At 61.8% G+C, this 19745-nt stretch carries 19 protein-coding genes and 1 tRNA gene; 9 read left to right on the plus strand and 11 right to left on the minus strand.

The annotated features are described in order from the left end of the window. Nucleotides 1-200 precede the first annotated feature (200 nt). The 6 genes from AC1DUB_RS03715 to AC1DUB_RS03740 all read left to right on the plus strand — a co-directional run bounded on the left by AC1DUB_RS03715 (nucleotide 201) and on the right by AC1DUB_RS03740 (nucleotide 6632). Nucleotides 201-1568, plus strand: a complete 1368-nt coding sequence (locus AC1DUB_RS03715) for an FAD-dependent oxidoreductase (RefSeq protein ID WP_477728373.1) — start codon at nucleotides 201-203, stop codon at nucleotides 1566-1568. 52 nt (nucleotides 1569-1620) lie between these two features. Beyond that, nucleotides 1621-2715: a gentisate 1,2-dioxygenase gene (gene gtdA, locus AC1DUB_RS03720; RefSeq protein WP_477728374.1), complete on the plus strand. Its 1095-nt coding sequence runs from the start codon at nucleotides 1621-1623 to the stop codon at nucleotides 2713-2715. Further along, on the plus strand, nucleotides 2712-3407 hold the full coding sequence (locus tag AC1DUB_RS03725) for a fumarylacetoacetate hydrolase family protein (RefSeq protein ID WP_477716991.1): 696 nt from the start codon (nucleotides 2712-2714) through the stop codon (nucleotides 3405-3407). The genes gtdA and AC1DUB_RS03725 overlap by 4 nt, the downstream gene beginning before the upstream one ends. Before the next feature lie 229 nt (nucleotides 3408-3636). Then, on the plus strand, nucleotides 3637-4119 hold the full coding sequence (locus tag AC1DUB_RS03730) for a TRAP transporter small permease (RefSeq protein ID WP_477716992.1): 483 nt from the start codon (nucleotides 3637-3639) through the stop codon (nucleotides 4117-4119). Nucleotides 4120-4177: 58 nt separating this feature from the next. Further along, on the plus strand, nucleotides 4178-5497 hold the full coding sequence (locus tag AC1DUB_RS03735; protein ID WP_477728375.1) for a TRAP transporter large permease: 1320 nt from the start codon (nucleotides 4178-4180) through the stop codon (nucleotides 5495-5497). Between the two features lie 82 nt (nucleotides 5498-5579). Then, nucleotides 5580-6632 (plus strand): TRAP transporter substrate-binding protein, encoded by a 1053-nt coding sequence (locus tag AC1DUB_RS03740; protein WP_477716994.1) that lies wholly within the window; start codon nucleotides 5580-5582, stop codon nucleotides 6630-6632. A 128-nt stretch (nucleotides 6633-6760) separates the two neighbouring features. Here the strand turns inward: AC1DUB_RS03740 and AC1DUB_RS03745 are convergent, their stop codons facing one another. Beyond that, nucleotides 6761-7732 (minus strand): LysR substrate-binding domain-containing protein, encoded by a 972-nt coding sequence (locus AC1DUB_RS03745; RefSeq protein WP_477728376.1) that lies wholly within the window; start codon nucleotides 7730-7732, stop codon nucleotides 6761-6763. A gap of 138 nt (nucleotides 7733-7870) precedes the next feature. Between AC1DUB_RS03745 and AC1DUB_RS03750 the strand changes: the two genes are divergently transcribed. The 3 genes from AC1DUB_RS03750 to AC1DUB_RS03760 all read left to right on the plus strand — a co-directional run bounded on the left by AC1DUB_RS03750 (nucleotide 7871) and on the right by AC1DUB_RS03760 (nucleotide 10436). Next, entirely contained in the window at nucleotides 7871-8680 is an 810-nt protein-coding gene (locus tag AC1DUB_RS03750) for a maleate cis-trans isomerase family protein (RefSeq protein WP_477716996.1), read from the plus strand. A 67-nt stretch (nucleotides 8681-8747) separates the two neighbouring features. Next, nucleotides 8748-9743, plus strand: a complete 996-nt coding sequence (locus tag AC1DUB_RS03755; RefSeq protein WP_477716997.1) for a Bug family tripartite tricarboxylate transporter substrate binding protein — start codon at nucleotides 8748-8750, stop codon at nucleotides 9741-9743. 138 nt (nucleotides 9744-9881) lie between these two features. Then, the gene (locus tag AC1DUB_RS03760) at nucleotides 9882-10436 is read left to right on the plus strand and encodes an NUDIX hydrolase (RefSeq protein ID WP_477716998.1); all 555 of its coding nucleotides are present in this window, start codon (nucleotides 9882-9884) and stop codon (nucleotides 10434-10436) included. An 80-nt stretch (nucleotides 10437-10516) separates the two neighbouring features. On the opposite strand, the gene AC1DUB_RS03765 is transcribed toward AC1DUB_RS03760, so the two are convergent. The 10 genes from AC1DUB_RS03765 to infC form a co-directional block, all read right to left on the minus strand. Continuing rightward, on the minus strand, nucleotides 10517-11680 hold the full coding sequence (locus AC1DUB_RS03765; protein WP_477716999.1) for a DUF1501 domain-containing protein: 1164 nt from the start codon (nucleotides 11678-11680) through the stop codon (nucleotides 10517-10519). Then, on the minus strand, nucleotides 11677-13149 hold the full coding sequence (locus AC1DUB_RS03770) for a DUF1800 family protein (protein WP_477717000.1): 1473 nt from the start codon (nucleotides 13147-13149) through the stop codon (nucleotides 11677-11679). The genes AC1DUB_RS03765 and AC1DUB_RS03770 overlap by 4 nt, the downstream gene beginning before the upstream one ends. A 256-nt stretch (nucleotides 13150-13405) precedes the next feature. Then, a tRNA-Pro gene (locus AC1DUB_RS03775) sits at nucleotides 13406-13482 on the minus strand. 35 nt (nucleotides 13483-13517) lie between these two features. Next, a complete protein-coding gene (locus AC1DUB_RS03780; protein ID WP_477717001.1) occupies nucleotides 13518-13997 on the minus strand; it encodes a MerR family transcriptional regulator in 480 nt (159 codons plus the stop codon). A gap of 189 nt (nucleotides 13998-14186) precedes the next feature. Further along, nucleotides 14187-14522: an integration host factor subunit alpha gene (locus tag AC1DUB_RS03785; RefSeq protein ID WP_477717002.1), complete on the minus strand. Its 336-nt coding sequence runs from the start codon at nucleotides 14520-14522 to the stop codon at nucleotides 14187-14189. 50 nt (nucleotides 14523-14572) lie between these two features. Next, nucleotides 14573-16999 (minus strand): phenylalanine--tRNA ligase subunit beta, encoded by a 2427-nt coding sequence (gene pheT / locus AC1DUB_RS03790; RefSeq protein WP_477728377.1) that lies wholly within the window; start codon nucleotides 16997-16999, stop codon nucleotides 14573-14575. A 33-nt stretch (nucleotides 17000-17032) separates the two neighbouring features. Continuing rightward, nucleotides 17033-18097, minus strand: coding sequence for a phenylalanine--tRNA ligase subunit alpha (pheS, locus tag AC1DUB_RS03795; RefSeq protein WP_477717004.1), 1065 nt, complete (start codon nucleotides 18095-18097; stop codon nucleotides 17033-17035). Nucleotides 18098-18305: 208 nt separating this feature from the next. Continuing rightward, complete coding sequence (rplT, locus tag AC1DUB_RS03800; RefSeq protein ID WP_011483030.1) at nucleotides 18306-18665, minus strand: 50S ribosomal protein L20; 360 nt, start codon at nucleotides 18663-18665, stop codon at nucleotides 18306-18308. Nucleotides 18666-18690: 25 nt separating this feature from the next. Further along, nucleotides 18691-18894, minus strand: coding sequence for a 50S ribosomal protein L35 (rpmI, locus tag AC1DUB_RS03805; RefSeq protein WP_007870723.1), 204 nt, complete (start codon nucleotides 18892-18894; stop codon nucleotides 18691-18693). Between the two features lie 206 nt (nucleotides 18895-19100). Continuing rightward, on the minus strand, nucleotides 19101-19700 hold the full coding sequence (gene infC / locus AC1DUB_RS03810; protein WP_477717225.1) for a translation initiation factor IF-3: 600 nt from the start codon (nucleotides 19698-19700) through the stop codon (nucleotides 19101-19103). Between the last annotated feature and the right edge of the window lie 45 nt (nucleotides 19701-19745).

Genomic DNA, 19745 nt, shown 5'->3' on the forward strand with positions numbered 1-19745 from the left:
GTGTCGCCTGTCCATGCTGGGTTAAAGACTTCAGGGAGCACAACCAGGGTGCCGCGGGACTGGCTTTGCCAGACCGCAGGCGCCGCCCCCTTGAGGGGGGAACAAGCTACACGCAGTGAGCTTGGACAGGGGTGGGCTAATTCACCGCCCCCTCGAGGGGGGAACAGGCTACACGCAGTGAGCCTGGACGGGGGTCCAACTTGAACTTCATCACCGAACCCGCTCGCACCCTGCCCGTTTACGGCGAATTTGACGTGGTCGTGGTCGGCGGCGGCCCTGCCGGCCTGGCGGCCAGCGTGAGTGCCGCAAAGCATGGCGCGCGCACCCTGCTGGTGGAGCGCTACGGCTTTCTGGGCGGCATGGGCACGGCGGGCGGTGTCACCAACTTTGCCGGCCTGTATGGCCGAAAAAACGGCGAGATGCGACAAGTGGTGCACGGCGTGGTCGATGACCTGCTGGCGCGCATAGCCGCGCTGGGCGGCCTCAACGCGCCGCAGGACGGCATGCAGGGCCGCATCCGGGTTCGCTCCTATGATGTGTCGGCCTACAAATGCGCGGCCGACCAGTTGCTGCTGGCCTCGGGTGTCCAGCTGCTGTTTCACGCCTGGGCTGCGGCTGTGGTCATGCAAGACCGGCAGATCAGTGCGCTGGTGGTGGAAACCAAATCCGGCCGCCAGGCGATTCGCGCGCGGTGCTTTATCGACTGCTCGGGCGACGCCGACGTGGCGCACTTTGCCGGTGTGCCGTTTGAGCTCGGCGACGGGCATGGCAGCGCGCTGTTTCCCTCGACCATGTTTCGCGTCGGTCATGTGGATGCACCACGCGCACTGGCAGCAGTGGGTGACTTCAAGGCCATCAACGCGCTGATGGCGCAAAGCCAGGTGCGCGAACCAGGCCGCTACAAATTCCCACGTGAAGGCGCCATTCTTCGCCCCCAGAAAAACCCGGCCGAATGGCGTGCCAACGTCACGCAAATCCGCAATGCCCAAGGCACCGCCATGGATGCCACCGATGCGCGTCAGCTCAGCGACGGCGAGCTGGAGGGGCGGCGCCAGATCACGGAATATTTCCGCTTCCTGCGCAACGAAGTGCCGGGCTTTGAACAATCAGCCATCGTCGACATTGCGCCGCAGGTGGGCATACGCGAAACACGGCGGATTCAGGGCCAGTACGCGCTGAGCGGCGAAGACATTCTTTCGTCGGCCCGCTTTGACGACACCATCGGTATCAATGCCTGGCCCATGGAACTGCATGCCGACGGCCGCATCGACTGGCAGTTTCCGCGCAACGTGGATGCGGCCGAAGGACGCGCCTACAACGACCTGCCCTGGCGTATGCTGGTGCCCGTCACCGTGAGCAACCTGCTGGTGGCCGGCCGCTGCGCCTCCATGACCCACGAAGGCCAGTCGGCAGCCCGCGCCAGCGGTGGCTGCTTTGTGATGGGCCAGGCGGCGGGCACGGCGGCAGCGCTGCTGAATAAAGACCAGACTTTTGCCGACATCGACATCCGGCAACTTCAGCAATTGCTCAGACAGGACGGCGTTTACCTCGACGAAAGCGCCGACTGAGCAGCCACCGGCGAGCAAGTCAACAGGATTTAACCAGCGGCGGAACACCCTCATGGACATGACACCTCCCCCCAACCCAGGCCAGCCGGCCCGCGCCGACAACCCGGCACGCAAGGCCTTCTATGACGCCATCTCGTTCCACAGCATGACGCCGCTGTGGGAGGTGCTGCACGCGCTGGTGCCCCCATCTCCCACGACGCCGTGCCAGCCCGCGCTCTGGAAATACGCCGAGGTACACCCTTTCCTGATGCAGGCGGGCCAGCTCATCACCGCCGAAGAGGCGGTGCGCCGGGTGCTGATCCTGGAAAACCCCGGCATGCGCGGGCAGTCCTGCGTGACCCAGTCGCTCTATGCCGGCCTGCAGGTCATCATGCCGGGCGAAATCGCACACAGCCACCGGCACACGCAAAGCGCACTGCGCTTTGTCGTCGAAGGCCAGGGCGCCTACACCGCGGTGGACGGCGAGCGCACACAGATGAAGCCAGGCGATTTCATCATCACCCCGAGTTGGACCTGGCACGACCACGGCCACCCCGGCCGTGTGGAATCAGATGCGCCCGTGGTCTGGCTGGATGGCCTGGACATCCCCATGCTGCGCTTCTTCGACGCCGGCTTTGCAGAAAACGGCAGCGCCCAACAGCAAGCCGTGACCAAGGCCGAAGGCATCAGCTACCAGCGCTACGGCGCCAACATGCTGCCGGTGCGCTACGACGCGCCCTTTGGCCAGACCTCTCCGATCTTCAGCTACCCCTACGAGCGCACGCGCGAGGCCCTGCACCAGCTGGAAGCCCATGCCGAGATCGATGCCTGGGACGGCACCAAGCTGCGCTATGTCAATCCGGCCACGGGCGGCTCGCCCATGCCGACCATGGCCACCTTCATGCAGCGCCTGCCGGCGGGCTTTGCGGGCAAGCCCTGGCGCCAGACCGACGGAGCGGTGTTCAGCGTGGTGGAAGGCCACGGCAGCGTCACCATCGAGCGCAATGGCCAGTCCTGGACATTCGACTTTGGCCCGCATGACCATTTTGTGATTCCGTCGTGGCACACTGCCCAACTGCACTCGCAGCAAGGTTGTGTGCTGTTCAGTTTTTCAGACCGCCCGGTGCATCAGGCCCTGGGCATACACAAAGAGGAAAGGTTGTCATGAGTTATGTATTTACCCCACCCGCCACGGTTTCCGTACCCGTCGTGGGAGTCAAAGAACGCTTCCCCGTCCACCGCATTTACTGCGTGGGCCGCAACTACGAAGAGCATGCCAAGGAGATGGGTTTCACTGGCCGCGAACCCCCCTTCTTCTTCCTGAAGCCGGCAGACGCCCTTGTGGTGGTTGACGCCGGCAGCACGGGCACCATTCCCTACCCGAGCCTGACCAACAACCTGCACCATGAAATTGAACTGGTCGCGGCGATTGGCACGGGCGGCAAAAACATCAAGGCCGCCGATGCCCACAAGCACATCTACGGCTATGCCGTCGGCCTGGACATGACGCGCCGGGACTTGCAAGGCGAAATGAAAAAACAGGGCCGTCCCTGGTGCATCGGCAAGGCCTATGACCACTCCGCGCCCATCGGCCCCATCACGCCCGTCGCCCAGGCCGGCGATGTGAGCAACGCCGAGATCTACCTGCAGGTCGGCGGAAAAGACCGCCAGCGCAGCAATGTCTCCAAACTGATCTGGAACATCGCCGAAACCATAGAACACCTGTCCGTGGCCTGGGAGTTGCAGCCCGGCGACCTGATTTACACCGGCACACCAGAGGGTGTGGCTGCCGTGGTGTCGGGTGACACCATGGTGGGCGGCGTGGCCGGCCTCGGCACGCTGACGGTGCGCGTCGCCTGAAGTGGCGCGCCGGCCGCGGTGCCAGGCTCCCGCCCCGGCGCGGGCGACCTGATGCCGCAGCCTGCTTGCGCGATGGACGCACACCCACTCCGATCATCGCGCAAATACCCGTTGCGCTGCGGGTAAGCCACCTGCCCGCAGCGTGCAGGTATTTGCATAATCGGCCGGACAAATTGCGGGGCCCTCTCCTGTCACATGGCCCGCAGACGCTTACTTCGGGAGACCTCGCTTGAATCTACTGCAACACCTGGCAAAGCTCTGCGCTGTGCTGGCCGGCCTCTTGCTCACGGTGATCACGCTCATGACCTGTGTCAGCCTGATTGGCCGCAATGTCGCCGGAGCCACACTGGCCGGCGATTTTGAGCTGACCGGCGTCGCCGCTGGCGCTGCCATTGCGCTGTTCATGCCTTTTTGTCAGATCAGGCGCGGCAACATCATTGTTGATTTCTTCACGGCAAAACTCAGTGATGCGAGCAACGACAGGCTGGACCGTTTCGGCGCCCTGTTGCTGGCATTGCTGTTTGCCTTGCTGGCCTGGCGCACCACGCTCGGAGGCCTCAACTCCTGGCGCACTCATTCCGAAACCCAGATCCTGGGGTTTCCGGAATGGGTGGTATATGCCGCCATGGTGCCGCCCTTTGTGCTGACCAGTGTCATCGGCCTGTACCAAACGATATTCGGATTTGGCAAGGATGTGGAGGCGCACCCATGAGCCGCCGGGCCGCTCCCAAGGCGAATAGCACCGCAGCGCGTGGCGCGGAGGTTAGCCCATGAGCTCCATCACGCTTGCCCTGATCATTTTCGGCGTCATGCTGGTCTTCATGGCCGTGCGGGTCCCAATTGCGGTGGCCATGTTCGCGGCCGGCAGCATTGGCTATGTCATGCAGACGGGCTGGGCTCCGTTTTCAAATTTCATCAACACCCAGGCGTTTGCGCGCTTTGCCAGCTATGACCTGTCGGTGATTCCGCTGTTCATCCTGATGGGGCACTTCGCGACACAGGGTGGCATCAGCAAGTCGCTGTTCCAGTTCGCGGCGGCCGTGATGGGTCGTTTCAAGGGTGGGCTGGCGATGGCCTCGGTGCTCGCCTGCGCCGCATTTGGGGCGATCTGCGGTTCTTCGGTGGCCACCGCCGCCACCATCACCGGCGTGGCCCTGCCCGAAATGAAGCGCCATGGCTATTCGGGCCGGCTCGCCACCGGTACGCTGGCTGCGGGCGGCACGCTGGGCATCCTGATTCCGCCTTCCGTGCCGCTGGTGAKTTACRCCATTTTGACCGAACAGAACATTGCCAAGCTGTTTGCGGCGGCCATGGTGCCGGGCATCATCGCGATGTTCGGTTACATGGTGGCCATCGCCATTTACGTCAGGCTGGTACCCGGTCAGGCCCCCGAAGTGGACGAGGAGCGCACGGCCCTGACTCTTGCGACCATGGTGGGCGTCCTGCCGATTGCCATCATTTTCGTGATTGTTTTTGGCGGCATTTATGGTGGCTACTTCACGCCGACGGAAGGCGCTGCCGTGGGTGCGGCGGCGACTTTTGTGGCCGCGCTGCTCAAGCGCGAAATGACCTGGGCCAAGTTCAAGCAATGCTTTTATGCCACGGCCGAGAGCTCAGCGATGATTTTCCTGATCTTCATTGGTGCCGACCTGATGAACTCCGCACTGGCACTGACCCAGGTGCCGGGCCAACTCGCAGGGGTCGTCGGCGGTTGGGGCCTGTCCCCAATCATGGTGGTCACGGCCATCCTGCTGTTTTACGTCGTGCTGGGAGCAGTCATGGACGAGCTGTCCATGCTGCTGCTGACCATTCCGATCTTTTTTCCAATGGTGATTGGGCTGGACTTCGGCATGCCTCGGGAATCCGTGGCGATCTGGTTCGGCATCATGGTGCTGATGACGGTGGGATTCGGCCTGTTGGCACCGCCCGTCGGGCTCAATGTCTACGTCGTCAACGGCCTGGCCAAAGACGTGCCGATCAGCGAGAGCTACCGGGGCGTCATGCCGTTTCTTATCAGCGACACCCTCCGCACCATCGTCTTGCTGCTGTTCCCGGCCATCTCGCTCTGGCTGGTGCAGTACATCGGTTAGCGGCGCCCCCCTCAGGGCATTCACGGCTTCTCAAACCAGCCTCGTTCCATTAAGTTAAGACCATCAAAACCGGAGACAACCCATGATTCAGCGACGCACCCTTCTCAAATCCGGCGCAGCTGCGGCCCTTGGGGCACCGACGCTGTCGGCGCTGGCCCAGCAACCCGTGACCCTGAAGTTCCATACCTTCATGTCACCCCAATCGAACGTCTGGCTGGGCATGCACAAGCCCTGGATGGAGAAGGTCGAAAAGGAATCCGGTGGCCGCATCAAGTTTGAAGCTTATCCCGCCATGCAACTGGGTGGCACGCCGGTCCAGCTGTACGACCAGGTCAAGGACGGGGTGGTCGATGTGGTGTGGACCTTGCCCGGCAACACCGCGGGCCGGTTCCCGCGCATCGAGGTGTTTGAACTGCCCTTCATCATGAGCAACGCCGAAGCCACATCCAAGGCCTACTGGGAGTATGTGCAGACCATGGCGGCCGACGAATTCAAGGACACCCAGGTCCTCGCCCTTCATGTGCATGGCCCGGGCGTGATCCACACCGTCGACAAACCCGTGAAGTCGATTGCCGACATGCGCGGCCTCAAGCTGCGCGCCCCCACACGCCAGGTCACCAAGCTGCTGGGCATTCTGGGCGCGACGCCAGTGGGCATGCCGTTGCCGGGCATTCCGGACGCGCTGAGCAAAGGCACCATCACCGGCTGCGTCATCCCCTGGGAAGTGGTGCCCTCGGTCAAGGTCAACGAACTCACCAAGTTTCACGCCGAGTTTGACCCCGCCGGTGGCAGCCTCTACACCACCACCTTCGTGATGGCCATGAACAAGGCCAAGTACAACTCGCTGCCACCCGACCTGAAAAAAGTCATTGACAACAACTCCGGCATGGCCACCTCGGCCTGGCTGGGCAAGGTACAGCAGGGCAATGACGTGCCCGGCCGCAAGAGCGCCAGCGACCGCGGCAACACCATCTACACCGTGAGCGCAGCCGAGGCTCAGGATTTCCGCCGCAAGTCGCGTACGGTGGAAGTCGAGTGGGTCGAGGACATGAACAAGAAAGGCTTTGACGGCAAAAAACTGCTGGACACGGCGCGCAGCCTGATTGAAAAGCACACCAAGGCCACCAAGGCCTGACCCCCTGCCCTTGGGGGCGACAAGAGAAAAACCGGGCTGTGGCCCGGTTTTTTTTATGGTTTTTGCCGTCCAGCCCAAAAAAGACGAGGCAAGTGGCTATCAACCTGGCATCAAATCAGCGCAGGCCATCAGCGCCCCGTCTGCGGTGGCAAGGCGCGTGCCCAGTCCAGCAGTTGCATCCTGAACGTCGTCACCGCAGGCGCTGCGTCCTCGCGACGCCACAGCACGTACACGTCACCATTGATAGTGCCCGGACCGTTCCCGTTCAGGCCGCCCGTCATTTTCGTCTTGCCCTCCGCCTGCGCGCGCTTGGGCATGGATGGACTGAGGCTGCATATGCCCACCGCATCGGCACGCAGCTGCGCCAATGAACCCGGCACCAGGGCCACGCCCAGGCCCGCCGCCACCAGGTTGAGCGCGGCCGGCACCTCGACCACCTGCTGCGCGATGTGCGGAGCAAATCCCGCCTGCACACAGGCCTCAAACAAGCGCGCGGCAAAGGGCGAGGAGTCCAGGCGCAGAAATACAAATTCTTCATCCTTCAGCTCGGCCAGCCGCAGGCGGCTGCGCGCCGCCAGCCGGTGACCCGGCGGCAGGGCCACCACGACCGGATCACGCCATAACAGCGCGGCGCTGATCTGCGCGTCTTCCAGCGGATTGCGCGAGACGCACAGGTCCAGCCGGCCATCGCGCAAGGCTTGCAGATGGTCCGACGGTTTCATCTCGTGCAGGGCGATCTCCACGGCGGGACGCTGCAGGCGAAACTGCTGGATAAATTGCGGAAATGGCCCCAGAAAGTGCGAACCCGCCAGGCCCACCTGCACCCGTCCCTGCAGGCCGCTGGCCACACGCTGCACGTGGCCGCGGGCCTCCTCCAGGCGCGCCAGCACGGCTTGCGCATGCGGCAAAAAGGCTTTGCCCGCCTCGCTCAGCGCGACGCTGCGGCTGGTACGGTTAAACAGGCGCGCACCGAGTTCGGCCTCCAGGCTGGCAATCTGAAAGCTCAGGGGCGGCTGCGACACGTGCAGCCGGCGCGCCGCCCGCGTGAAGCTCAGCTCATCGGCGAGAACGGTGAAGTAGCGAATCTGGCGCAGTTCCATGGTCTGGATTGATCAGTGATTGATCCGTTGAATGTGATTGATCTGGTTTAAGTATGGATTTATCTTGATTATGTATTTGCCAGTATGGATCAAACCACCAAGAATAGGCAAATTCACAGCCATTCAGGAGACAAGCCCATGCCGTCCGCCGCACAACAAGCCACACTTCCCGACACACGGCTCGACACACTGCCCGTCGCCAGAAATTACCGTGTCGGCCTGATCGTGCCGAGCTCCAACACCACCATGGAGACGGAAATCCCGGCCATGCTGCGCGCCCGCGAACAGGTGCTGCCCGAACGCTTCACGTTTCACTCCAGCCGCATGCGCATGAAATCAGTCACCAAGGAAGAACTGGAAGCCATGGACCGCGACTCGGACCGCTGCGCGCTCGAGCTGTCAGACGCGCGCATGGATGCCATGGGCTACGCCTGCCTGGTGGCCATCATGAGCATGGGCAAGGGCTACCACCGCGAATCCCAGCGCCGCCTGCACGAAGTCACCGTGACCAACGGCGCATCCACACCGGTGATCACCAGCGCAGGCGCGCTGGTCGAGGGCCTGCAGGCCATGGGCGCCAAGCGCGTGGCCATCATCGCGCCGTACATGAAACCGCTGACCCGCCTCGTCATCGACTACATCGAAAACGAAGGGATTGAAGTGATTGACAGCATTTCGCTGGAAATCCACGACAACCTCGCGGTCGGTGCGCGCGACCCGAAGGCACCGGCCGAGTTGTGGAAGCAGCTCAATGTCAAGGGCGCCGATGCCATCGTCGCCTCGGCCTGCGTGCAGATGCCCTCGCTCGCTTCCGTGCCACTCATCGAGGCTGCGAGCGGCCTGCCCGTGGTGTCCAGCGCCGTGTGCACGACTTATGCCATTCTCAAGAGCCTCGGGCTGGAGCGCCGCGTGCCCGGCGCCGGCGCATTGCTGTCGGGTCGCTACTAAGCAGCACCCCGCGCACAACACCTCGAGTAACAATACAAGCACACAACTAATACAGGAGACTTTCCCCATGATCACGCTTACCCAACACCTGCCGCTACACCGCATGCTGGCAGGCGCAGCCACCGCCGTGCTCGGCACCCTGCTCGCGGGCGCAGCCCTCGCCCAGGGCTACCCTTCCAGGCCGGTGACCCTGGTGGTGCCCAACCCGCCCGGCGGCTTTGTCGACGCTTCGGCCCGCATCCTGTCTGATTCGCTGGCCAAGGTCACGGGGCAGGCAGTGGTGGTTGACAACCGCGGCGGCGGCAGCGGCAACGTGGCCTACCAGTTCGTGGCGCGCGCCAATCCCGATGGCTACACGCTGCTCAACTCCTATTCGGCCTACCACGTTGGCAACCCCAACCTCACACCCAAACTGCCCTGGGCGCAAAAGGATTTTTTGCCCGTGGCGCTGATCACGGTCGCCACCAACGTCATCACGGTTCACCCGTCGGTACCGGCGAACAATCTTGGTGAATTCATCAAGTACCTCAAGGCCAACCCGGGAAAGCTCAGCTATGCCAGCCAGGGCAACGGCTCGCTCTCGCACATTGGCACCGAAATGTTCAAACTGCAAACCCAGACCAGCATGGTGCACATTCCCTACCGCGGCTCCGGCCCTGCCCTTCAGGATGTGCTCTCGGGCCAGGTGCAGGTGTTCATCACCACACCGCCGTCGGTGATGGGGCAGGTGCAGGTCGGCAAGCTCAAGGGGCTGGCCGTGGCCGGCAAGAGCCGCCATCCCGGCCTTCCTGCCGTGCCGACCACGGCGGAGGCGGGCCTCAAGGGCTTTGAACTGGAGGCCTGGGTCGGCATCTTCGCGCCGGCCGGCACACCCGCCGATGTTGTGGGCAAACTCAGTGGCCAGATCAAGGCTGCGCTTGAGCTGCCGGAAACCAGGACCCGCGCCGATGGCGCCGGCGTTGAATTGCGCTACCTCCCGCCGGCGGCGCTGGAAGCCCTGGTCAAAAAGGACACCGACTTCTGGGCCAAAACCATCCAGACCGCAGGCATCAAGCCGGAGTGATCTCGGCGGTGCTGTGGGGTTTTGCGTTTCTCAAGCAAACAGGTCGGCCGCCGTGCGCTATTTTTTTAATAGCAAACACTTCGGCCGGTAGGGTTGCGGGCGGTGCCCGTCAGAGGCAAAGCCGCTACACTTATTTGCATGCACCGCCCTCCCCTGAAACACTGCCGCGTTTGCGGTACCGCTGTCGCTTACCGCCTCCCCGATGATGGTGATACCAAGGAACGGGCCGTCTGCCCGGCCTGCCACACCGTGCACTATGAAAACCCGCTCAATGTGGTGGGCACCGTGCCCATCTGGGGCGAAGACGGCGGGCAGGTGCTGCTGTGCAAGCGCAATATCGAACCCCGCTGGGGCAAATGGACGCTGCCTGCGGGCTTCATGGAACTGGGCGAAACCACTTCGGAAGGCGCTGCGCGCGAAACCCATGAGGAGGCAGGTGCACAGTTTGAACTGCAATCGCTCTTCACCGTGATGAATGTAGTGCGCGTCGGACAGGTCCACCTGTTTTACCGTGCGCGGCTGCTGAGCCCTGACTTCAACCCAGGCCATGAAACCATAGAGGCCAGGCTGTTCATGGAGTCGGAAATCCCCTGGGAAGAAATCGCCTTCAGAACGGTCCGGGAAACGCTGGAATGCTACTTCGCCGATCGCCGGGCCGGCACGTTCGGTGTGCACACCCTGGACATCACCTGACAACAGGATTACTCACCATCCAGCACCGCCGGGGCGGCCGACTCACCTCGTTACGCTGCGGGGGCTGCGGATTCAGCTGCTCAGGTCTTGAACAGGTTTCGAGCCAGGGGCGCTGCGGCATGGGCGAGAACCCCGTCCCTGATCTGCCCTGACGTCAAGCCAAAGACACTGCTCAGCGCTTCGGCATAGACAGCGTTGGCATCCACCGTGGCGGCCAGGTCCCGCCCCTCGAAGAGCCTGGCTTTCGCCAACCCCGGCCAATCCGCCACAATCCCCGCCGTCTTGACTAGGCCACCCGCCGCCAGGATGCAGCTGGCCCAGCCATGGTCTGTACCTGTCGTTCCGTTCTGCGCGGCCGTGCGGCCAAACTCGGTCACGGTCAACACCAGCGCATCGTTCCAGCGCTCTCCCAAGGTGGTCTTGAATGTGCCCAGCACGTCGTCGACCATCTTCAGGCGGTTGGCATGYTCGCCCTCCGTCGCGCCCTGGCTGGCGTGCGTATCGAATCCCACGAAGTCGATGAGGCCCACCATCGGCCCGTCATCACGAGACATCCTGAGCCCGGCCTGATGCGCAAGGCTCTTGGGCGAACGCATAAGCTGATTGCTTTCGGGTGTGCTCATTGGGCTCATTGATGCCGAAGCAGACAAGCCTTGGCCTCCCGCAATCCGTTGGCTGATCGATGAAAGATCGGCATCCCGGCCCCACAGCTCCTGCACGGCCGAATAGGTCGCTGGCGGAGGCTTTTCCAGCCACGTCGGAAATTCGGTTTCAGCCGAAGGGTCGCCACGCAAGATCAGCGGCATCGGGATTGAAATGGCGACGCCGGTGCCGACACTGGCTTTTTGCAGCGCCCGCCCCAGCCAGCCCGATGGCGAAGTGAAGGGTTTGACAAGCCCGCTTTGCATGATGTCCTGGCCTTCGAAGTGCGATCGCCCCCGGTAGCCGAAGCCCGCGGCGTGAATGGCCAGGGCCTGCTTGTCCGCCATCAGCCCCGCGAAAGTCGGCAAGGCGGGATGCACGCCGAAAAAGCCGTTGCCAGGCAATGCATCGGGTGGCACCAGGCTGCCCCGGATGCCCTGAAGCTCGGGATCACCCAGCGGGGGGACCGCTGACAGACCATCCATTGCGCCGCGCAACAGCAAAACCAGCAGACGTCTCTGGCTTTGACCATTGGCCGCGAGCGCCCCGGCGCCAACCAGCGACAGGCTTGCCCCACAGCCGAGAAAGGTACGACGCTTCATGCTTGGCTCCACAAGAATGCAGGTGACGTAAGGTAGGCGGTCCACAGATCCTTGGCATCCAGGCCCTTGGCCTTGAGGCCGTTCAGCTGCTTGACCAGGTCGCTGTCAGGACCATGCTGGCGCGCCAGAACCTGAGGCAACAACTCGGCAGGCTGTGCGATGCGCCGGGTCAGGTGATAGCCATAGCGCAAGCGCCGTTCCATCATCTCGCGGGAGATCCAGTCCTGGCTCTGCAAAGACCAGCCATTGGGTTGAGGGCAGTCATGAACCGCCTGCCCCAATTCATCCAGCGTGCCGTGAATGCGCTCGCCCGCCACGCCTCGTTGCGGCGGCGCCGTCGGCAAGCGGGCACCGCTGACACGATGCGCGGTCCAAAGCCAGGTCTGGGGATCGACGAACTTGCGCAATGTGGGACTCGACTCGGCGACCTCCCGCACGACAGCTTTATGCAACGCGGGAAGATTGCCCTTGGTGCTGCTGAAAACCGTGACCAGCCTGGCAATGCTTGACGGATGCGGCTTGTCGGCCAGGAACGCGGTGGCAATCTTGGTGCAAATGTGCTGCGCCGTTAACGGATGGGCAGCCAGATCGTCAATGAGATCGTTCAGTTTCCCGTCGTGCCTGATGACGGCGCTGTAGCTCTTGCCCATGAAAGTCTGGTTGCCCGGCTCGTGGCGATCGTAATTGAAGTAGCTGCCCAGGGGTATGCCCGGGCGGGCGGCCCTGTTAGGGAGCTGCACACCCCACCCCGTCAGGATGTGCGTCACCGCATCAACATCCTGCTGGCTGTAACCCGCTGCCGTGCTGACGGTGAACAGTTCCAGCAGCTCCCTGCCGAGGTTTTCATTGATCTCGTCCGTGGTGGCCCGGGACCGCCGGGCAATCGAATTGGCTCCGGTCGATCTCGCATTGTCCAGGTAAAGGACCATGGCCGGGTGCGTGACCGCCTCGAACAGCATGTCGCGAAAGCTGCCGGTCATGTGCCTGCGCAGCATGCGCATGTACGGCCCTACCGCCGTATGGCTGTTGTTGTTGGCGGACGGCGCCACTGTGAAATGATTGGTCCAGAAATGCCAGAACCTCTCAAAGACCGGTGCCGGGCCATTCACGGCCATGCAGCCGCGTGCCAGCCCTTCCTGCCATCCGGTCAGGTTGAGAAACGGTTGCATCGTCTGGAACCGCAGGGCCTCCCACTGCGGCTTGGGCATCGTGCGAGAGGCCGCAAGCACCGCCAGCCGGCTATCAATGTGGCGCTGAAGCGCGTGGGCAACCTCTTCCTGACTCTCCAGCAACCGGATCTCGGGGGGCATAGCTAACTCGTCCCCTGCCCGGCTGGCCAGAAACTTCACCTTCGGCGCAGAGTCAAGCTGCCCACTGGCCCATCCCACGGCGTCCGGGGGTGTTGCTTCGTCGGGGCCCAGACCAAACCCCACCTGCCTGGCAAACCGCGCGGTCGCTAACTCATTCATATTCGGACCCCGGAATTGATTCGTTACCTGTCCCGGCCTAGTGTTACAGACGCAGCGCTCCCGTCAAGGACTTTCGGAATGAGAGGGCCGGGCACGGGCCGCCGGTTATCAACAACCACGCCCACTGTTCCGCTGCCGGGGTGGAGTCAATGGTGGTTGGTGGGGCTCGCGGCTGTGTGAGCCTGCAATCCCGATGAAAATTCCCAATGAAAAAGGCCTCCAGGAATTTCTCCCCGAAGGCCTCTGTCAGAACTAATGGTCGGTGTGAAAGGATTCGAACCTTCGACCCCTTGCACCCCATGCAAGTGCGCTACCAGGCTGCGCCACACACCGACAAGCCTTAAATTATAACGCGGCCCAGACGGGTTCTAACTGTTCGAGCTAAGTAGATCGCGTATTTCGAAGAGTTCGCGTCGCACCAGTTGCAGTCTTTGCAGCGCAGCGCTGGCGGTGGACAGATCGGCGTTCTCGGCTTCGCTGTCCTGAAAGTCAATAGAGTCGCCAAAATCCTCCAGCACGGAGTCGCTCACTTCGAGAACTTCCAGGCCCTCCAGCATGACTTCGCCATTGCGTCGCTTGTCACGTTCGGCTTGTACGATTTCCTGCAATTTGTTGCGGGCACCGCTGATCGTGAAGCCCTGGTCATACAGCAGATCGCGGATTCTGCGGATCATCAGCACTTCATGGTGCTGGTAATAACGGCGGTTACCGCGTCTTTTCATCGGACGCAGCTGCGTAAACTCCTGCTCCCAATAACGGAGAACATGAGGCTTGACGCCGCACAAGTCGCTAACCTCGCCAATGGTGAAGTAACGCTTTGCGGGGATGGGGGGAAGGGTTTTCTCCAATTAAATCAATGCGCTAAGGAGGAAACTTCCAAATCTACTCTAAGTGGAAAGTAAGCGCAAAGGGTTATGGCGGTTTTTTGAAATGTGTTGTTATGTCACAAACATGACATTCAGTTACAGCCCGCCTCTGTCGGCATTCTCTCCCGGAATACCGGAGTTGGCGGGACACTGACGGGGCCGTTGCCCTGACTACTCGGCAGAATCGGCAGCGCTGTCGCCCTGGATTTGGTCTTTAAGCTTGTGGCTGGCGTGAAAAGTCACTACCCGGCGGGCCTGGATGGGAATCGCCTCGCCTGTCCGCGGGTTGCGGCCGGGACGCGGCGCCTTGGTGCGGATCTGGAAATTGCCGAACCCGGAAATCTTCACATCATTGCCGTCGACCAGGCTGTCGGAAATCAGGTCAAAAAACGCGTCAATCATGTCTTTCGATTCGCGCTTGTTGAGCCCGATCTGCTCAAACAGCAACTCAGCCAGATGCGCTTTGGTCAGCGCCGGGGTTTCCAGGCTTTCAACAGAAAATTCCATGAGGCGATCCTCCAGTCGGCTATTGTTTTTGTGGCGGCTGCATGCACGCTTCAAGCACGAAGACGGGCCTGCAGTTGTTGCTGCAGATTGGCAAGCACTGCCTGGACGGCTGCTTCAATATCGTCGTCGGTCAGTGTAGCGGCATCGCTGGAAAGCACCAAGCGCACAGCGAGGCTCTTCTCGCCCAGATGCATGCCGGCACTGGCCTGCTGCGGCCGATAGACGTCAAACAGGGTCGCGCCCTTGAGCAAGCCTCGCGTGTCAGCGCCATGGACAGCGGCCATGAGGGCACTATGCGTCACACTCTCCTGCACAATGACAGCGATGTCGCGCTCTACCGGCTGCAGCTTGCTGACCGGTTTGAACGATGGCACCTGGCGCTGCAGCACGGCGTCGAGCTCCAGCTCAAACAGCAGCGGTGCCTGGGCCAACTCGTACCCTTGCCGCCATTGCGGATGGAGTTCGCCGACGAAGCCGATTTGCCGGCCCGCCACCGACACGCTGGCACAACGGCCAGGGTGCATGGCGGGGTGCACTGCAGGCGCAAAAACGGCCTGCAATGGCGCCAGCAAAGCCTCGACATCGCCCTTGATGTCGAAGAAGTCCGCCGCCTTGTCAGGTTGACCCCAATGCAGCGCGGCGCGCGGGCCATAAGCCAGGCCGGCCACTCGCATGGGCTGATGGAAGCCGGCCACCGTCGTATCGGTGTTCAGGCTTTGTGCATCGCGCAAAAACACCCGGCCCACCTCGAACACATTCACCCGGGGTGCCTTGCGGTCCAGGTTGAACTTGAGTACCTGCAACAGGGATCCCAGCAGCGAGGAGCGCATCACGCTCATCTGGCTGGCAATGGGATTGAGCAACTTGATGGGGTTGGGGTTGCCCGCCAGTTCATGCTCCCAACGCTCTTCCACAAAACTGAAATTGATCGTTTCCTGGTAGMCCAGCGAAGCCAGCGCGCGACGCACGGCAAACGGGCTGCGTTCGGCTTCCGGCCGGATCCTCGCCGTGATGGGCGCCAGCGGCGGCGTCTCGGGCAGCGCGTTGTAGCCCACCATGCGCACCACCTCTTCAATCAGGTCTTCTTCGATCTGCATGTCAAAGCGATAGCTGGGCGGCGTCACCGTCAGCGTACCCTCGCCTTGCGCCACCGGCAGGCCGAGGCGCTGAAGGGCATCGAGGCATTGCGCCTGCGTCAGCGGCATGCCGATCACCTTGGCCGCGCGCGCCACGCGCATGGTGACGGGCGCGGCCTGGGGCATGTTGACCTGCGCATCGTTCATGGGTCCGCACACCGTATCGGGCGTGCCGCAAATGTCGATGATCAGCTGGGTGATGCGCTCGATGTGTTCCACGGTCTGGCCCGGGTCCACCCCGCGCTCAAAGCGATGGCCGGCATCGGTGGAAAAGTTGTAGCGGCGTGAACGGCCGGCGATGGCCTTGGGCCACCAGAATGCGGCCTCGACATAAACATGCCGGGTGTCGTCCGACACAGCGGTCGCGTCGCCGCCCATGATGCCGGCCAGGGATTCGACCTGCGCGTCATCGGCAATCACGCCTACTTTTTCATCGACCGTGACCGTGTTGCCGTTGAGCAGCTTCAGCGTTTCGCCGGCTTTGCCCCAGCGGACGTCGAGCCCGCCATGGATCTTGTCGAGGTCAAAAATATGCGACGGCCGGCCCAACTCGAACATCACATAGTTGGAAATGTCCACCAGCGCCGTCACGCTGCGCTGGCCGCAGCGCGCCAGACGGTCCACCATCCAGGACGGGGTGGCCGCCTGGGTGTTGACGTTGCGCACGACGCGGCCCGAGAAACGGCCGCACAAATCCGGCGCACTGATTTTGACGGGTACTTGAGTCGCGTCGGCTACCGGCACGGGAGGAAATGAGGGCGCCTTGAGGGGTGCCCCCGTCAATGCCGCGACCTCACGCGCCACCCCATAGACACTCAGGCAATGGGCCAGATTGGGTGTGAGCTTGAGGGTGAACAGGGTGTCGTCGAGCCGCAGGTGCTCGCGGATGTCCTGGCCCAGCGGCGCGTCCGCGGACAGCTCGAGTAAGCCACCATGGTCTTCCGAGAGCTTGAGCTCGCGCGCGGAGCACAACATGCCCTGGCTCTCTACGCCACGCAGCTTGCCCACCTGGATCAGGAAGGGCTTGCCGTCTTCGCCGGGCGGCAATTCTGCACCGACCAGCGCGCAGGGCACCTTGATGCCTGCACGAGCATTGGGCGCACCGCAGACGATGTTCAGCAGGTTGCCCTGCCCCACATCGACCTGACAGACGCGCAGGCGGTCCGCGTTGGGATGCTGGGCGGCTTCCCTGATTTCCCCCACGACGATTTTGGTGAAAGGCGGCGCCACCGGCTTGAGCTCTTCAACTTCAAGCCCGGCCATGGTCAGGGTTTCAGCGAGTTGCTGCGTATTGAGCGGCGGATTGCAAAATTCGCGCAACCAGGATTCTGGAAATTGCATGGTCTTACCTTGATTTTTTCTTGTTCTTGTATTTCAGGACTGGAACTGGGACAGGAAGCGGATATCGCCGTCAAAGAACAGGCGCAGGTCATTCACACCGTAGCGCAGCATGGTCAGGCGGTCCGGGCCCATGCCGAAGGCAAAGCCGATGTATTTTTCGGGGTCCAGCCCCATGTTTCGCACCACGTTCGGATGCACCTGGCCGGATCCGGCCACTTCCAGCCAGCGGCCGGCCAGCGGGCCGGTCTGGAACTGGATGTCGATTTCGGCGCTGGGTTCGGTGAACGGGAAAAAGCTGGGGCGAAAGCGCAGCACGAGGTCGTCGCTTTCAAAGAAGGTGCGGCAAAAATCGGTGAAGACGAACTTCAGATCCTTGAAGCTCACGTTTTCGCCGATCCACAGGCCTTCACACTGGTGGAACATCGGCGAGTGGGTAGCATCGCTGTCCACGCGGTAGGTGCGCCCCGGTGCAATGACGCGAATCTCGGGCATCCGGCCGCCCGCGTCGATGAGCGCACGGTGCTTTTTGACATGCTGGACCGCATAGCGGATCTGCATGGGGCTGGTGTGGGTGCGCAGCAAATTGGGCGCAGTTTCGGTGCCGCCTTCGACATAAAACGTGTCGTGCATGGAGCGCGCCGGATGGTCTTCCGGCGTGTTGAGCGCGGTGAAATTGAACCAGTCGGTCTCTATCTCCGGGCCCTGCGCCACGTCAAACCCCATGGAGCCGAAAATGGCCTCGATGCGCTCAAGCGTGAGTGACACCGGATGCAGCCCGCCCTGTGCGCGCTGGCGACCCGGCAGGCTCACATCCAGGGCCTCAGCCTTGAGCTGCTTTTCGAGTTCGGCATCGGCCAGAGCCTGCCGTCTATCGTTGAGCGCCGCCTCAATCGCCTGCTTGGCCAGGTTGATGGCCGCACCGCGGGATTTTTTTTCGTCCACGCTGAGGGCGGCCATGCCTTTCATCAACTCGGTGACACGGCCCGATTTACCCAGAAACTGCGCCTTGGCGTTTTCCAGGTCGGCAGGCGTGGTGGCCTGCGCAAAACTGGCTTTGGCGCTGCTGACCAGGTCGTTGAGGGCATCAGGTTGATTCATACATTCTCTTGTTCGACATAAGGAAACAGCTCAGGCGTTTTCAACAACACTCTCACCATTCAGGCAACCCGGTGAGCAAACAGGTCAGCAGGTCAGCAAGTGAGCGCTGTAGAAAAGGCCATGAAAAAGGGCCAGAGCCTTTTCAAGCTCCAGCCCTTTATTTTCGTGCGCAAGCAGCTATTTATTCAATAGCATACTGCCCTGAAAATCAGGCAGCCAGCTTGGCTTTCACCTGCTCGACGATGGCGCCGAAAGCGGCGCTGTCGTGAATGGCCATATCGGACAGAACCTTGCGGTCAATCTCGATGCCGGCTTTTTTCAGGCCATTGGCGAATTGGCTGTACGTCATGCCGAATGAACGGCTGGCAGCATTGATACGGGCGATCCACAACTGGCGGAACACGCGCTTTTTGGTACGGCGGTCACGGTAGGCATATTGCCCGGCCTTCATCACCGCTTCTTTGGCGATGCGGAAGACATTACCGCGGCGGCCGCGGAAACCTTTTGCAAGGGCTAAAACTTTTTTGTGGCGGGCGCGAGCCGTTACACCACGTTTGACGCGAGGCATGTGTGTACTCCTTGTTCGTCGTTAATTAAATGCCCTGGCCTGGCAGCATCTGTGCCATGTGACCCATATTGGTCTCATGAACAGTCACCGCACCACGCAGATGGCGTTTGTTTTTGGTGGTCTTCTTGGTCAGGATGTGACGTTTGAAGGCTTGGCCGCGCTTGACGGTGCCACCAGGACGAACGCGGAAACGCTTTTTAGCGCCGCTCTTGGTCTTCATTTTGGGCATGTAAATGCTCCTTTTCATTTGTGCTCGTGAGGCGCTGCGAACCTTCCGCAGACTTGATGGCCCCGAGACACTTGTTAAGTGAAAAATCTTTCGACTTTTCACTGGCCGCAAAAGGTTTGACCCCTTCACTTTCGGAAAGCCGGCTTGCGCCTGCTTTCACCGGAACGCCACAAAGCGCCCCTTATCCTTATCTTCTGTCCGCCACCTCAGGCTGCGGACGGTGCCGGAGCCGTTTCGGCTGCCGGTTTGCCCGCACCTGGCTTCTTGCGGCCCGGCGCGATCATCATGACCATCTGCCTGCCTTCAAGCTTGGGGAACTGCTCCACCACAATCAAATCCGCCAACTCATCGCGGATACGCGCCAACAGGGCCAAGCCCAGTTCCTGGTGCGTGATTTCCCGACCACGAAAGCGCAGGGTAATCTTGCACTTGTCGCCCTCTTCCAAAAAGCGCTTGATGTTGCGCAATTTGATGTTGTAGTCCCCATCGTCAGTGCCGGGCCGGAATTTGATTTCCTTGATCTCGATCACTTTTTGCTTGGACTTCGCTTCCGCCGCCTTCTTCTGCTCGGCGTACTTGAACTTGCCGTAATCCATCAACCTGCACACCGGCGGAACCGCCGTGGGGGAGATTTCAACAAGGTCCACGTCGGCCTCACCTGCCAGGCGCAAGGCCTCCATGATGCTGACAATGCCTAAAGGCTCGTTGTCTGGCCCGGTCAGTCGCACTTCAGGGGCCATGATTTCACGGTTCAAGCGGTGCTTGCGTTCTTCACGGTGACGGCGGTCACGAAATTCAGTAGCGATGGTTCTATCCTTTAACTCTTGCTATAAAAGCTATAGCGGCTTGCG

This window comes from Polaromonas sp. P4_F9 (assembly GCF_056401235.1).

Bases quoted from the DNA above. Each gene is read 5' to 3' on its own strand.
- gtdA (WP_477728374.1), top strand. From the start codon at position 1,621: ATGGACATGACACCTCCCCCCAACCCAGGCCAGCCGGCCCGCGCCGAC.
- AC1DUB_RS03750 (WP_477716996.1), top strand. From the start codon at position 7,871: ATGCCGTCCGCCGCACAACAAGCCACACTTCCCGACACACGGCTCGAC.
- AC1DUB_RS03785 (WP_477717002.1), bottom strand. From the start codon at position 14,522: ATGGAATTTTCTGTTGAAAGCCTGGAAACCCCGGCGCTGACCAAAGCG.
- rplT (WP_011483030.1), bottom strand. From the start codon at position 18,665: ATGCCTCGCGTCAAACGTGGTGTAACGGCTCGCGCCCGCCACAAAAAA.
- AC1DUB_RS03745 (WP_477728376.1), bottom strand. From the start codon at position 7,732: ATGGAACTGCGCCAGATTCGCTACTTCACCGTTCTCGCCGATGAGCTG.
- pheS (WP_477717004.1), bottom strand. From the start codon at position 18,097: ATGAATCAACCTGATGCCCTCAACGACCTGGTCAGCAGCGCCAAAGCC.
- AC1DUB_RS03755 (WP_477716997.1), top strand. From the start codon at position 8,748: ATGATCACGCTTACCCAACACCTGCCGCTACACCGCATGCTGGCAGGC.
- AC1DUB_RS03725 (WP_477716991.1), top strand. From the start codon at position 2,712: ATGAGTTATGTATTTACCCCACCCGCCACGGTTTCCGTACCCGTCGTG.
- AC1DUB_RS03770 (WP_477717000.1), bottom strand. From the start codon at position 13,149: ATGAATGAGTTAGCGACCGCGCGGTTTGCCAGGCAGGTGGGGTTTGGT.
- rpmI (WP_007870723.1), bottom strand. From the start codon at position 18,894: ATGCCCAAAATGAAGACCAAGAGCGGCGCTAAAAAGCGTTTCCGCGTT.
- AC1DUB_RS03740 (WP_477716994.1), top strand. From the start codon at position 5,580: ATGATTCAGCGACGCACCCTTCTCAAATCCGGCGCAGCTGCGGCCCTT.
- AC1DUB_RS03760 (WP_477716998.1), top strand. From the start codon at position 9,882: ATGCACCGCCCTCCCCTGAAACACTGCCGCGTTTGCGGTACCGCTGTC.